Origin of the sequence: Shewanella sp. FJAT-52076, assembly GCF_019457455.1 — a bacterium.
GTDB lineage: Bacteria > Pseudomonadota > Gammaproteobacteria > Enterobacterales > Shewanellaceae > Shewanella > Shewanella zhangzhouensis.
The window spans coordinates 1,863,075-1,877,055 of sequence record NZ_CP080415.1 but is presented as its reverse complement, the minus strand read 5'-3'; the positions used below and the strand labels follow the sequence as shown (position 1 = coordinate 1,877,055).

Annotated in this window: 14 protein-coding genes; 9 read left to right on the top strand and 5 right to left on the bottom strand. The window is 53.4% G+C overall.

Translation table 11 applies throughout. The features are described from left to right. The first annotated feature begins 244 nt into the window (after positions 1-244). Positions 245-418, top strand: a complete 174-nt coding sequence (locus tag K0H79_RS08090) for a hypothetical protein (protein ID WP_086015245.1) — start codon at positions 245-247, stop codon at positions 416-418. Positions 419-527: 109 nt separating this feature from the next. Here the strand turns inward: K0H79_RS08090 and K0H79_RS08085 are convergent, their stop codons facing one another. Further along, positions 528-1,439 (bottom strand): pyridoxal-phosphate dependent enzyme, encoded by a 912-nt coding sequence (locus K0H79_RS08085; RefSeq protein ID WP_220077908.1) that lies wholly within the window; start codon positions 1,437-1,439, stop codon positions 528-530. 233 nt (positions 1,440-1,672) lie between these two features. Between K0H79_RS08085 and K0H79_RS08080 the strand changes: the two genes are divergently transcribed. Continuing rightward, a complete protein-coding gene (locus K0H79_RS08080; RefSeq protein ID WP_220067554.1) occupies positions 1,673-2,080 on the top strand; it encodes a YccF domain-containing protein in 408 nt (135 codons plus the stop codon). Between the two features lie 8 nt (positions 2,081-2,088). On the opposite strand, the gene K0H79_RS08075 is transcribed toward K0H79_RS08080, so the two are convergent. Beyond that, complete coding sequence (locus K0H79_RS08075) at positions 2,089-2,868, bottom strand: ABC transporter substrate-binding protein (protein WP_220077907.1); 780 nt, start codon at positions 2,866-2,868, stop codon at positions 2,089-2,091. Positions 2,869-3,067: 199 nt separating this feature from the next. Here K0H79_RS08075 and K0H79_RS08070 point away from each other — a divergent pair, with 199 nt between their 5' ends. After that, positions 3,068-3,538 (top strand): EVE domain-containing protein, encoded by a 471-nt coding sequence (locus tag K0H79_RS08070; RefSeq protein WP_220067552.1) that lies wholly within the window; start codon positions 3,068-3,070, stop codon positions 3,536-3,538. Positions 3,539-3,570: 32 nt separating this feature from the next. Next, on the top strand, positions 3,571-3,930 hold the full coding sequence (locus K0H79_RS08065; protein ID WP_126166733.1) for a hypothetical protein: 360 nt from the start codon (positions 3,571-3,573) through the stop codon (positions 3,928-3,930). Positions 3,931-4,006: 76 nt separating this feature from the next. Here K0H79_RS08065 and K0H79_RS08060 read toward each other — a convergent pair whose 3' ends face one another. Both K0H79_RS08060 and K0H79_RS08055 read right to left on the bottom strand, forming a co-directional pair. Continuing rightward, entirely contained in the window at positions 4,007-4,801 is a 795-nt protein-coding gene (locus tag K0H79_RS08060) for a TIGR00266 family protein (RefSeq protein ID WP_126166732.1), read from the bottom strand. A gap of 106 nt (positions 4,802-4,907) precedes the next feature. Further along, positions 4,908-5,822 carry a LysR family transcriptional regulator gene (locus tag K0H79_RS08055; RefSeq protein WP_011759685.1) on the bottom strand — a complete coding sequence of 305 codons (915 nt, stop codon included), beginning with the start codon at positions 5,820-5,822 and terminating at the stop codon, positions 4,908-4,910. Between the two features lie 190 nt (positions 5,823-6,012). Between K0H79_RS08055 and K0H79_RS08050 the strand changes: the two genes are divergently transcribed. From K0H79_RS08050 to ggt, 5 genes are all read left to right on the top strand, one after another. Beyond that, complete coding sequence (locus K0H79_RS08050) at positions 6,013-7,173, top strand: homogentisate 1,2-dioxygenase (protein WP_126166730.1); 1,161 nt, start codon at positions 6,013-6,015, stop codon at positions 7,171-7,173. Between the two features lie 44 nt (positions 7,174-7,217). Beyond that, positions 7,218-8,255 (top strand): 4-hydroxyphenylpyruvate dioxygenase, encoded by a 1,038-nt coding sequence (gene hppD, locus K0H79_RS08045; protein ID WP_220067549.1) that lies wholly within the window; start codon positions 7,218-7,220, stop codon positions 8,253-8,255. Between the two features lie 246 nt (positions 8,256-8,501). Beyond that, positions 8,502-9,374: a DUF4010 domain-containing protein gene (locus K0H79_RS08040; protein WP_220077906.1), complete on the top strand. Its 873-nt coding sequence runs from the start codon at positions 8,502-8,504 to the stop codon at positions 9,372-9,374. Positions 9,375-9,559: 185 nt separating this feature from the next. Further along, positions 9,560-10,180 carry a LysE family translocator gene (locus tag K0H79_RS08035; protein ID WP_220067547.1) on the top strand — a complete coding sequence of 207 codons (621 nt, stop codon included), beginning with the start codon at positions 9,560-9,562 and terminating at the stop codon, positions 10,178-10,180. A 125-nt stretch (positions 10,181-10,305) separates the two neighbouring features. Next, positions 10,306-12,078 (top strand): gamma-glutamyltransferase, encoded by a 1,773-nt coding sequence (gene ggt / locus K0H79_RS08030; protein WP_220077905.1) that lies wholly within the window; start codon positions 10,306-10,308, stop codon positions 12,076-12,078. 94 nt (positions 12,079-12,172) lie between these two features. Here the strand turns inward: ggt and K0H79_RS08025 are convergent, their stop codons facing one another. Beyond that, a complete protein-coding gene (locus K0H79_RS08025; protein WP_258405498.1) occupies positions 12,173-13,735 on the bottom strand; it encodes a dipeptidase in 1,563 nt (520 codons plus the stop codon). Positions 13,736-13,981: the final 246 nt, after the last annotated feature.

Here is a 13,981-nt window from a genome sequence, read left to right as displayed (position 1 = left end):
TCTGTGGATTAAGTTTCTTGTCATTGTCATCCCAGCGTCATCTGACTCTGCTCAAATGCACTGAATCGCCCCAAGCCAGGCGTTGTCGATTAACGTCATCGGGGCGGCTAACTTGCAAACCTGGCATCAATACGCTAGTCTCGGTGGTCCTCACAACCGTCTTTTGCATATTTTTGCTAAGGATATTTTATAGTTAGATTAATTTCGCCCTTAAATGGCGACAAAGAAACAAGGAGTGTGGCTTATGTCATACAAATTAGATGGCCATGAAATCAGCGTGGCATTTCCGGTAGATTCCATCTCCCTCAATAAAAGCTCAATCGCCTTTACCGACAAGCACGGTAAAAACAGGCGGACCTTCTCGAAGCGCACCGAAGCGCTGAGATTTATGAAGTGGCTGCTGAGCAGCAATAAGTAATCAATAGCCGTTCGCTGGGAATTTCCCTTTTCCTCTCACTTTCCCACGCGATACCCAACGCCTGCGCAGAGAGCACGATTTCACAGGTGCTTTCCGCTCAGGCGACATCTTATTCGAATAGCTGTGCAAACTTGCGCCGGTAGCGGGGCAACATGGACACATTCCCCCTGAGCCCTCCCTGGTGCAGGTACAGCCAGTTTCCCTCAGCATTGGCATCCAGCAATGACTTCAATACCAGCAACCCGCAAGGGTCGTACAAAAGCTCAAATTCCAGCCCCTGGCGACGCATCGTCATCCATATCTCCAGCTCTTCACGCTTGAGTTTGGCGTAATGATGGGCGTCTCCAACCACCTCGGGGTAAACGTGATTGTCGGTACTTAATTCAGCGAACTGGGCAATAAGATAATTGCCATCCCCCACCACAGGACAAGTCACCACCCTGATATCGCTGTGCTGCTGATAAAAATACTCGCTCAGGTAAAGTGCCGTGGTGCCAGTGCCGGACGGTAGAAACACCTTGAGGTCAGCCGTGCCCCGGGCGGCTGCCCAATCGGCAATTTCTCGACCCAGAGCATGTACACCCGCGCGTGCGAGGGCACATCGGCCACCTTCCGGCACATAAAGACAAGCGTCAGCGTCCACCTGCTTTAAGCGAATTGACTCAATGTATTCACGGGGGGACATGTTTGGCTCTGGCACTGTAATTATCTGGGCGCCCAGGGCCAGTGCACCGCCGTAGTTGCCCTCTTCACCCTGATAGATTCTGGCGGCAATGTGATCCACATAGAACTCCAGTTGCCAAGCACGCCTGCTTGCCAATGCCGCCAGCGAATAAAGCGAATTGGACTGCGCCGAACCATAACCAATCAGGGTTTGCACACCATCAAAGCGGTCGGTCAGCAAGCTGGCAAATTTACGTCCCTTATTGCCGCTGAAGGGTTCTGGCAACACATCGTCCCGCTTGAGCCACAAATTGTGGCCAAAAAACGAAAATGGCTCGACTGGGCTTGGGCTGGGCATGGGTAAGCGCTTCTCAGACAGGAATATGGTGACAAACAGACGCCAAGTCTAACGCGACTTGCGCCGACTTTCAGCTTACAGCTGGTCATTTATGCCAACCGGATGGTGAAACACACCAACTCCCCAGCAAGTAAAAACCATATAGCTTTGATATTATTACAATTAAACAGATGGCCTTGATTTTGCTTAGCATCTATCAATCGAAGATAGACGCATATTTTAGAGGAGAACCTATGGCCCTGCTCAGGCTTATATTTAATATCGCGTGGTTTGTACTTGGTGGCTTTGTTATGGGGCTGGCTTGGTGGCTTGCGGGTCTGCTGTGCTTTATCAGCATTATCGGTATTCCCTTTGGACGGGCCTGTTTCGTGATTGGCGAAATGGCATTCTGGCCCTTTGGACAGGACCATGTGTCCCGCCGCGAGCTTACCGGGCTGGAAGATTTGGGGACAGGCCCCCTTGGCATGGTGGGCAACGTTATTTGGTTTTTGCTGTTTGGGATCTGGCTTGCCATTGGTCACATCGGTCACGCACTGGCCTGTTTTATCACCATTATTGGTATTCCATTCGGCATCCAGCACCTTAAACTGGCGCTGCTCAGCCTGACCCCGATTGGGCGCACTGTCGTTGCTCGCGCGTGATGTGTTTCTTATTCAGGCAAGTGCTCTGCCATCACTTCTGCCGCATCAATTCGCTGCAGGCCTTCATTGAAAATGGCCTGCCAGCGAAGTCCTTCCGGCGTATTCTTAAAGGCTATATATAGGTTCTTGTTTGCCAATAATTGGCTGTTAATTTGCACTTTATCGGCCACGCCCTGCAGCCTGCTCTGTTTGAGCAAATAGCGCATGACGTAAACATCTATCACGGCCGCATCGATACGACCCGCTGCGACCTTTTTGATGTTGAACTCATCTGATGTCACCTGCTCAGCCGGCTGAAGATCGTCGGCAATGGCCCTGTCGAGCTCTTCAGTATTCACATAATCCTGTACAACCCCCAGCCGGTAGTTGCGAAGATCCTTTACCGACACCCAACTGATCGGGTGACTCTTGTGCTCAAGCAGTCCCAACGGACTCATGCCCATGGGGTGGGAAAACACAAATTGCACTGTGTCGAAATAGTACTCGGGAAAATAGCCCACATAGGGAGTATTGCTTTGGTGGGCCAGCTTCACGGCACGGCTCCAGGGATAAAAGTCCACCTCGAGTTGATAACCCATGGCGGCAAAAGCGGCCTTTGCCACAGCCACAGCGGCGCCTTCGGATGGCAAACCTTGTCCCGAATAGGGTGGCCAGTGCAGTGATGTGAGCCTGACTACGGTGGCGTTTACCCTGTTGGCAACGCAAAATCCAGTAAGTAACAGGATCAACACCAGCCACATTGGCCTGAAGAAGTGCATTGGACTCGATAGCAGTCGTCTTGGCAGCATAACCTTAGTCTTGGCGATATGGCCGGCCTCTGAATAAACTCAGAATCAAGTATAGCAATCTCGCCAGCCGGAGCTTCAGACTGATAGCCGAGGCGTGGGAAAGCTTGCCCACTTTGTATTCGGGGAGTTGCTGCCGCCCTTTGCAGCGCGCCCGGTAGGCCTTACACTGGCAACACTTGCAAATAAAAGTGGAAATGCAATGAACTACTGGTTGATGAAATCGGAACCTGATGAATTCAGCATCCGAGATCTGGCCGCCAGGCCACAGCAAACCGAAGGCTGGCATGGGATCCGCAATTATCAGGCCCGCAACTTTATGCGGGATGCGATGAAAGTTGGTGATAAGGTATTTTTCTACCATTCCAGCTGCAAGGTTCCCGCCGTTGTCGGCGTCGCCGAAGTAGCCAGTGAAGTCTACCCTGATAGCAGTGCCTGGGATCCTGAGTCGGATTATTTCGATCCCAAATCCAGTCCTGATGCGCCCCGCTGGCTTCAGCTGGATATACGGTTTGTGAAAGAATTTGCAAAACCTGTGACCCTGACAGCCATCAAGAGTCACCCAGGTCTGGCCGATATGTTTCTGGTACAAAAAGGCTCAAGGTTAAGCATACAGCCAGTGGATGAAATCCATTGGCAACTCATCCACCAGATGGCTGGTGAATCCCTTTAAAGCGTACCTCGAATGAGGTTCAGGAGAGTCCGATGAAAAACAAATGGATGTTTTTGATGCTGGCGACAGCACTCAGTACAGGTGCGATGGCCAAAAACGACAAGGACCATAAAGAGCACAAGGACCATAAAGATAAGTCCTACAATGAGTACCGCTCAGATGGAAAAGACTTGCCTCCCGGTCTGCAAAAGAAGGTTGCCAAGGGCGAGCCACTGCCTCCCGGCTGGCAGAAAAAGTATAGCCGCGGCGATATTCTGGATCTGGACATCTACGACCGTGGCGTGCGGGTGGGCCCAATCGGTATCGATGGCGCCGTGACTATCCGCATCGACGATTCGCTGTTTAAGATCCACGACAAAACCCGCAAAATTATCGATATCATCAACGAGTAATATCAATAGCTTGCCTATCACGCCCATGTAAAAAGGGAGCCTTCCGGCTCCCTTTTTATTTCTTCGCTCCAGCGTATCAATCACCATCCAGCATACGGCCAAGACCGCCAAGCACAGAGCCTTCGCCGCGGCTTGACCCACCCGCCGAGGGCGCATGGGCAATAATGCGGTCGGCCATGCGCGAAAACGGCAGGCTTTGCAGCCATACAGTGCCATGACCTTGCAGCGTGGCCAGAAACAGACCTTCACCGCCAAACACCATGGATTTAAGAGAGCCTGCGCGCTGAATGTCATAATCGATGCCGGGGGTAAAGCCCACCAAACAGCCGGTATCCACCCGCAGTGTCTCGCCTCTGAGTTCCTTCTTGATAAGGGTGCCACCGGCGTGCACAAAGGCCATGCCATCGCCCTTGAGCTTTTGCATGATGAAGCCTTCACCGCCAAAGAAGCCGGTACCCAGGCGCTTGTTAAAGGTCATGGTGATTTGGGTGCCAAGGGCCGCTGCCAGAAAGCTGTCTTTTTGCAGAATAAGCTCACCGCCAAGCTCGGCCATATCCAGCGCCAGCAAGGTACCGGGGTATGGCGCTGAAAACGCCACCCGACGCTTGCCGTGCCCCTGGTTGGTAAAGTGGGTCATAAACAGGCTCTCACCGGTGAGCATGCGCTTGCCCGCCCCCATCAGAGCGCCGAAAAAGCCGGACTCAGGCTGCGAGCCATCGCCCATGCGTGCCTCAAACTGAATGCCCTCTTCCATGTAGGTCATAGCGCCCGCTTCGGCAATCACGGTTTCACCGGGATCCAGCTCCACTTCCACCAGCTGCATGCTTTCGCCGCGAATTTCATAGTCCACTTCGTGACAACGTCTCATCATCCTATTCCCCATCTGACGTTTAACGGATGTGGCTCAACATACGACATAATATGTCACTTGTCAGAGCCGAAATGTAAACAACTGTGTCAACAGCTTAAGTAAGGTATTAACCCAAACCCTCAGGGATCCCCATGGGCTCCTTGGCAAATTCTTCCAAAATCAGCTCGGTAAAGAGCCTGCCGGCGCGGCCCAGGGGGCGCTCGAGGGTCGACACCAACTGCGGCACGAAGGTGTAACGGCTGCCGCCAACAAAATCAATTTCAGTAAGCAGTCCCGCTTTAAGCTCATCACGCACCAAAAAGTCCGGCATCCAACCAAAACCCAGGCCTTTTAACAGCGCGTTCTTTTTCATAATAAAACCAGACAGATAAAAGACTTTATCGCCACCAAACTGCAGCTCGTCACGGTAGGTTTTCACCGGCGATGAGTCTTCGATGGTCAGCTCTACGTGTTGCTGCAGCTCGGTGAGGGTCAGCGCTTTACGCCCTGCCAGCGGATGATGGGGCGCCGCCAGCAACACGCTGGTGATGGCTGGCAGGGGTTTGGCGTAATAATAGGGGCCGGTGCGATAGTCTTTAACCAGCATCAAATCGGCATTGTCGCGCTCAAACCTGTGCTGCACCCCGCCAAGGAACTCCATATTGAGCTGAATTTTGGTGGGAATTTGATGCTCTGCCATGCGCTTTAATGCCGTCATAATCGGCTCCATCGGCAAGGCGCCATCAATCACCAGCTCAAGCTTGGGCTCCCAGCCCTCACTGAAACGGCTCGCGAGATGCTCAATATTGGCAAGGTGCGACAACAACCGCTGGCCTTCGGCCAAAATCACCCGCCCCTCGGCGGTCAGCTCGGCGCGGTATTGTTCGCGGGATAACAGACTCACGCCCAGGTGCTGCTCAAGCTTTTTAATCTGGTAACTCACCGCCGACTGGGCCTTGTGCAGCCGCTCCGCCGCCTTGGCAAAGCTGCCCTCTTCCACCAGTACTTCCAATACCTTAAAGGCATCCACATCGATGCGCATCGGCCCTCTCCCGGGTCAGACAATGAACAAAAGCGTAACGTCAGATTTACCATCTAATTTTTAGATGGTGATTACCGATTAATTATTCTTTTTTTTGCACAAGTCGGCAACTAAATTGATACCCAGATCACATATAGCGCCAATTCGGCGGGTAAATGGGCCACAGGAGCCCAATAGAGGATAAAAACAAATGCCATTTTATGTGAAGCAAGGTCAGATCCCGCACAAGCGCCATATTGCGTTTGCCAAGGAAAATGGAGAGCTTTACCGCGAAGAGTTGTTCTCTACCCACGGGTTTTCGAACATCTATTCCAACAAGTACCACCACAATATGCCCACCAAGGCGCTGGAAGTGGCCCCCATGTCACTGACTCACGGCGACACCTGGGTCGATTCACTGGTACAAAACTATAAGCTGGACTCACGTCTGGCCGATGGTGAAGGCAATTTCTTCTCTGCCCGCAACAAGATTTTCTTTAACTCAGACGTGGCGCTCTATACCGCCAAGGTGACCGCCGATACGGATGAGTTTTACCGTAACGCCTATGCCGATGAGGTGGTGTTTGTCCATGAAGGCGACGGCGTGCTGCTGTCGGAATATGGCGAGCTTGAAGTCAAGAAGTGGGATTATCTGGTCATACCGCGCGGCACAACTTATCAGCTGAAGTTCAACGATTACAGCAATGTACGCCTGTTCGTGATTGAATCTTTCACCATGGTGGAAATTCCCAAGCATTTCCGTAACGAATACGGTCAGCTGCTGGAATCTGCCCCTTACTGCGAGCGCGATATCCGTGTGCCCGAGCTTAAGGACGCCGTGGTTGAGCGCGGAAACTTCCCGCTGGTTTGCAAGTTTGGCGACAAATATCAGCTGACGCAGCTGGAGTGGCACCCCTTTGATCTGGTGGGCTGGGACGGTTTTGTGTATCCCTGGGCCTTCAACATCACCGAATACGCGCCCAAGGTGGGCAAAATCCACCTGCCGCCATCGGATCACCTGCTGTTTGTGGCCAGAAACTTCGTTATCTGCAACTTTGTGCCGCGCCCCTACGATTTCCACCCGCAGGCAATTCCGGCCCCTTACTACCATAACAACATCGACAGCGACGAAGTGCTCTACTACGTCGACGGTGATTTTATGAGCCGCACCGGCATTGAAGCCGGTTACATCACCCTGCACCAGAAAGGCGTGGCCCACGGCCCGCAGCCTGGCCGCACCGAGGCGTCCATCGGTAAGAAGGACACCTACGAGTACGCCGTGATGGTAGACACCTTTGCGCCTCTGCAGCTGACCGAACACGTGAAAAACTGCATGGCACCCGATTACAACCGCTCCTGGCTCGAAGACTAATCAGAACAATTCCAGGCAGCAATCCATTGAAAGAGGACAAAACAATGGCAAGCGAAACCAATCCACTGGGCCTGCTCGGCATCGAATTTACCGAGTTTGCAACGCCCGATAACGATTTCATGCACAAGGTGTTTCTGGACTTTGGTTTTTCCATGTTGAAAAAGCACAAGGAAAAAGACATCTACTATTACCAGCAAAACGACATCAACTTTTTGATGAACCGTGACCGCGCCGGTTTCTCAGCCGGTTTTGCCAAGTCACACGGCCCGGCCATCACCTCTATGGGCTGGCGTGTGGAAGATGCCGAGTACGCTTACAAGCACGCGGTTGAGCGTGGCGCCAAGGCCGCCCCGGATGAAGTGAAAGATCTGCCCTACCCAGCCATTTACGGCATTGGTGACAGCCTGATTTATTTCATCGACCGTTTCGGTGATGACAACATCTACGCCACCGACTTTGTCGATTTGGATGAGCCTGTGATTGTTCAGGAAAAAGGCTTTATGGAAGTCGACCACCTGACCAACAACGTCTACAAGGGCACCATGGAGCAGTGGTCAAACTTCTACAAAGACGTATTTGGCTTTACCGAAGTGCGCTACTTCGACATCAAGGGCTCGCAGACTGCACTGATTTCTTACGCCCTGCGCTCACCTGACGGCAGCTTCTGCATCCCCATCAACGAAGGTAAAGGCGACGATCGTAACCAGATTGACGAATACCTGCGTGAATACAATGGCCCGGGCGTACAGCACCTGGCGTTCCGAAGCCGCGATATCGTGGCGTCGCTGGATGCAATGGAAGGCTCGTCCATTGCAACACTGGACATCATCCCTGAATACTACGACACCATCTTTGAAAAGCTGCCCCAGGTAACCGAAGACCGTGAGCGCATCAAGCATCACCAAATTCTGGTGGATGGCGATGAAAACGGCTACCTGCTGCAGATTTTCACCAAGAACCTGTTTGGCCCTATCTTTATCGAAATCATCCAGCGCAAGAACAACCTGGGCTTCGGTGAAGGTAACTTCAAGGCGCTGTTCGAGTCTATTGAGCGCGATCAGGTCCGCCGCGGCGTGCTCTAAGCCGCTTAAGCGCGAATTTGTGACAGGAAAAACGCCGCATATTGCGGCGTTTTTTATATCTTTCAAACCCGAGTGACCACCACACTTAACTGACTTTACAGCGACTGAGTACGGTAGGCTGCTTTTGCATGTTCTTGTTTTATTGCGACGCAAATTCAACCTGATTTAGTGCTCTATTTCAGCACTATCTCACTGATAAAATTGGACTATGATTTAAATTGGCTAAATTATGGCTTGCATTATGACATGAGACACAGGACACCGCTTGCCACCCACTTTCGCGATAAGCATATCTGGCTGGATATGGGCCTGCTGGCGCTCTTGTGTGTGGTAGCCAGCTATATCCCGGTTTTAAAAATCGTGCCTCTGGTGGCTGGGCTGGAACTCTTCAGCTTCTTTTGTTTTCATCTGGTGCCGGTTCGCGGCCGTTTCCAACTGCAGGGCTTTTTAGGGGGCTTTATTTCCAGCACGGCGGTGTACTTACAGGTGCTGAATGACAAAAAATTTGCCGCCACCCGGGAGCGGGATATACAACTGACGCTGCTGTTTGCGCTCTGTGCCATGCTGATTGAATGCCTGATGATCGTCTGGTTTCTGTCGGGCACTCTGGCCTGGACATACTACCTGCCTTTTTTGATTCAGCTGCTGCTGATTATCTGTGTCATTGTCTTTCTCTCTGGCCAAAAAGAGCAGAGTCCGCAGATTGAGGAACATGGCAACACCGGGATGGCGGAAATTGAACTGCTGAACGACCATCCGATACTGTGGAAAAATGTCATCAAGCTGTCGATGCTGATTTTCATCCTGGTGTATGGCATGCATGTTATTGGCAGCGAACTGCCCCTGTCCCGCAATGCCAGCATCTTGCTGATTTCCCTGTTTGAAGCCCACGCGGTGCTGGCCTCGGTAATGACGGAGCAGTCGCTGTATGTTAAGCAAACAGATCTGCTGACGCAGTTTTACCTGATCCTCTTTGGCAATGCCCTGAGCAAATCTTTTCTGATGTGTAAGGGTCGCAATCTCCGGAACAAAGCCTGGCTGATAGCCGTGCTGCTGATGAGTTTCGTGGTGAGTCTCGCAGCCAGTTTCGCCATCGGCGCCGCAGTGGGAAGCTGGTAGTTTGTCCAAGCGTGCTCTAAGCCATGCTTCCATTCTGAAATCGCGGCCAATGGCCATTTTGATGACCTGAGAATTGAAGTCCATGCCTTACAAGCCCCGGCCCTTATTGCGACTTGTGTCTTACACTTGGCTTCAATTACACTGCTTAGCCCGGTCATTTTTGCCTGAAACCAGAATCCGAATCCATGCCAGACTTCACCCTGTTAGCCGTATTTATTCCCACCTTTTTATTTGTTTCCATCACCCCCGGCATGTGTATGACCCTGGCCATGACTCTGGGCATGAGCATTGGCGTGCGCAAAAGCCTGTGGATGATGGCCGGGGAGCTGGTCGGAGTGGGCCTGGTGGCACTGGCGGCCGTCCTCGGGGTTGCCGCCATCATGCTCAACTACCCGTCGCTGTTTGCCGCACTCAAATACGTTGGCGGCGCTTATCTGGTCTACCTCGGTATTAACCTGTGGCGCTCTCGCGGCAAATTTGCCCTAACGAGTGAACCCGGCCCCAGTCCACATCCGATGGCGCTTATCAGTCAGGGGTTTTTGACCGCCGTGGCCAACCCAAAAGGCTGGGCCTTTATGGTATCGCTGCTGCCCCCCTTTATCAGTGTAGAGCGCCCAATGGCACCGCAGTTAATGGCGCTGCTGTCTATTATTCTTGTCACCGAATTTGCCTGTTTAATGCTGTATGCCAGCGGAGGCAAGAGTCTTAAAGCCCTACTGAGTCGCGGCGACAACTTAACACTGCTTAACCGAATTGCCGGCAGTCTGATGGCGTTTGTTGGTATTTGGCTTGCCTTTGGCGACTGATTGGACCGCATGCGCCACGGGAAAGGTGCCAAAACCGTTGCAAAGCCAAACCGCAGCAGGCACAGTGACAACTTCATAAAATGTAAAAAATACAACACAAAGAACACGTTTTTGGGGGAACCAACATGAAACCACGGCCCGGTGCCTTTACCTTAAAGGGGCTGACTCTCGCCCTTGCCATCGCCCTGCCCTTTGCGGCCACATTTACTGCGCAAGCCAAACTGCCCACCAAGCCGGCACTGGATGACAGTGCCATCTTCAGTGAAATGGCCACTGCCCAGCCTATTTTCGGTAAGTACGGCATGGTCTCAAGCCAGGAAGCGCTGGCCACCCGCATCGGCGTGGATATCCTTAAAAAAGGCGGTAACGCCGTGGATGCGGCCGTTGCCGTCGGTTTTGCCCTGGCGGTTACCCTGCCCCGCGCCGGAAACCTCGGCGGAGGCGGTTTTATGTTGGTGCATCTTGCCAAAGACAATAAAACCATCGCCATCGACTATCGCGAGACAGCCCCTAAAGCATCCAGGCGCGATATGTTCCTGGATGAAGCCGGCAATGCCGTGGATGAACTGAGCCGCAGCCATGGGCTCGCCGTGGGCGTACCCGGCACAGTAATGGGGATGGAACTGGCGCTGGAAAAATACGGCACCATGAGCCTCTCAGAGGTCATTGCCCCGGCGATAGAGCTCGCCGAAGACGGTGTGGAAGTGACCGCCGAGCTGGCAAGCTCCCTCGCCGGGCTGCATAACTGGATTGCCAGGTGGCCCACTTCTGCCGAGATTTTTTACCCCAACGAGGGGCAAAACCTCACCGTGGGCCAGCGTATGGTGCAAAAGGATCTGGCCGAGAGCCTAAAGCGCATCAGCAAGGCCGGCAGCAAAGGCTTTTATGAAGGCGAAACCGCCGAGAAATTGGTGGCTGCGGTACAGGAAGCCGGCGGCATCATGACCCTGGCCGACCTTAAAGCATACAAGGTAATGGAGCGCGAGCCGGTACGCGGCAATTATCGAGGGCTGGAGGTCGTTTCCATGCCGCCGCCAAGCTCAGGTGGCATTCACATCATTCAAATGCTCAATGTGCTTGAGCACTTCCCCATGGGCGAACTTGGCCACAACAGTGCCCAAAGCATTCACTTTATGGCCGAAACCATGAAGCGCGCCTATGCCGATCGCAGTGAGTATCTGGGCGACCCTGATTTTGTGACAGTGCCGGTAAAGGCACTGACCAGCAAGGCCTATGGCGATGCGATTGCCAAAACCATCGCGGCCAATAAGGCGACCCCCTCCGATGACATCAAACCCGGTAAACTGGCGCCCTACGAGAGCGACCAGACCACCCACTATTCGGTGGTCGATAAATGGGGCAATGCGGTGTCCAATACCTATACCCTGAACTTCAGTTACGGCTCCGGCATGGTGGCCAAGGGCACCGGTATCCTGCTCAATAACGAGATGGACGACTTCGCCGCCAAACCCGGCAGCCCCAACGGTTACGGTTTGCTCGGCGGTGATGCCAATGCAGTTGAGCCGCAAAAGCGGCCGCTGTCGTCCATGAGCCCCACCATAGTGATGAAGGACGGCAAGCCCTTTATTGTTACCGGCAGCCCCGGTGGTTCGCGCATCATCAATACTGTACTGCAAATCATCATGAACGTGGTGGATCACGACTTGAACATTGCCGAGGCCAGTATTGCGCCGCGCATTCATCATCAGTGGTATCCCGATGAAATCCGCACCGAACGCAGCCTGAATGTGGATACCCGCCGTTTGCTGGAGTCCATGGGCCACAAGGTCAACGTCAAGCATGCCATGGGCTCGACCCAATCCATTGTGGTGACTGAAGAAGGCATCTACGGCGCATCCGATCCACGCCAAAGCGCCAGCGAAACCCAGGGTTACTGAAGGACGTTAAAACACGCAGAGGCGCGTTGATGCGCACCTATCGTAAAAAAGCGCCTCAAAGGCGCTTTTTTGTTTCCTCAAAACCCTGGCTGCATTACTCGCGCATCGCCAGTTCCACCAGCGCGGCTGTGTACATTTCCAGATTCAGCTTAAGCTGGTCTCTGGTGATAAATTCATATTCGCTGTGGCCTGTGTACTCCACCCCGGGCATGGCCGGGCCAAAGCTTAAGGCGTTGGGGAAGAGTTTGGCATTGGTTGAGCCACCAATGGCGATGGGCTTGGGGTCCGCTGTGTTGGTGTAGTGGCCAAACACCCCAAGCAGCGTCTCCAGATGGGGCGCATCGTCAATCAACATGGGAGTGCCCCAGTAAGTCTCTATATCAGCCACCTGGGTCCCTCTGGCTTGCTGCCAGCCTTGAATGGCATCCAAGGCAAGCTTATCCAGCGCTTCAGGAGTACGCCCCACCGGGCGGCGCAGATTGAGGGTCACGTCTGCGCCCGCCTTACCCTCGGCAATAAGGGTCGGCGCCAATGTCATTGGCCCCATAAACTCGTCGCTGTAGCCAAGCTTGCCAAAACGCTCACCATAAAGCCCAGTGCCCACCAACGAATGTAAAAAGTCTACAGTGACGGCTGCCGTGGTCATGGGCCAGTCAGGAATGCTGCCATCGGCTGTGGGCGAGAGCAGCTCAGCCAGATAGGCCAGCGCATTGATACCATCTTCCGGTGTGGACGAATGGGCCGCCTTGCCTGTGACATGGATTGTGAGCCCGTGCGGCTCATCAATGAAGTCTGTCTTGACTGGCAAGGCCTCTGCACGGGCTTTCAGAGCGGCTACCAATTCTGGGTTGGCGTTTTGAATCACAGCCCTCGCCTGTTGGGGTATTTGACTGGCAAAACTGCCACCGGTGAAATGTGTTAACACCGGCGTATCTGCACCCACTTTCACCATGACGCGGGGCAGACTGAGCTTGATTTGGCTCCAGCCCTTCTCGCCGGTCACCACGGGATATTCAGCATCCAGAGTGATATTGATATCGGCGCTCTGGTAAGTTTTCAAAAACTCCTTCAAGGGCTCCCAGTCCGACTCTTCAGCCATATAAACCAGAAGCTCAATGCGCCGATTAAGCACAATGCCGCTGTCTTTGATGGCTTTCATGGCATAAAGCGCAGTGGCGATGGGCCCTTTGTCATCTTCGGCGCCTCGGCCTACCAGCTTGCCATCGGCCGTTTCGGTCAATTCATAGGGGCTTTGGGGCCACAGGCTGGGGTCGGCAGGTTGCACATCGCCATGGGTGATAACCCCAACCTTTTTTACATCCGTCCCGGCCCCTTCGGGGGACAGGCTTATCAGCATCACGTAGCCGTTGTCCTCCACATCGAGCCCCAGCATCCGGGCTTTAACCCCGAGAGCCCGTTTGAAATCGGCAAACACAGGGTCGGTGTCCGGGGTCAGGCCCTCCCGGGCGCGGGTATCGTAGCCGACCAGGATTTTCAGGGTATCGATTTGGGCCTGCTGGAAATTCGACGCCGCATAGGAGGCCACCTTTTGGGCATCCGGTGAAGGCGCTGCGGCCAAGCCGGGCATGGCAATCATCAAGGGGATAAGGGCGGACAGGCGGCTCAGGGTAAAGGGGTTCGCAGGTTTCTTTGTCATGTTCTTTGTCATGTTCTTTGTCGGCATTGGTGGTTTTGGGTTTTTGTTTTGGTTTGGGGTTTTACAAAAGCAACCGCGCGGCTTGTTCCGTCAACGGTGTTGATGGTTCAGTGTGCCACACCCAAGGCACAGGAATTAACCACTTACTCATGGTTTGTTACAACAAAATTGCCGAGGATCTTGGCGACCAGTGGCTGACATGTTACACAAGGGGCTGACGCCCGATGGCGGCCGCCTGGGAAGATA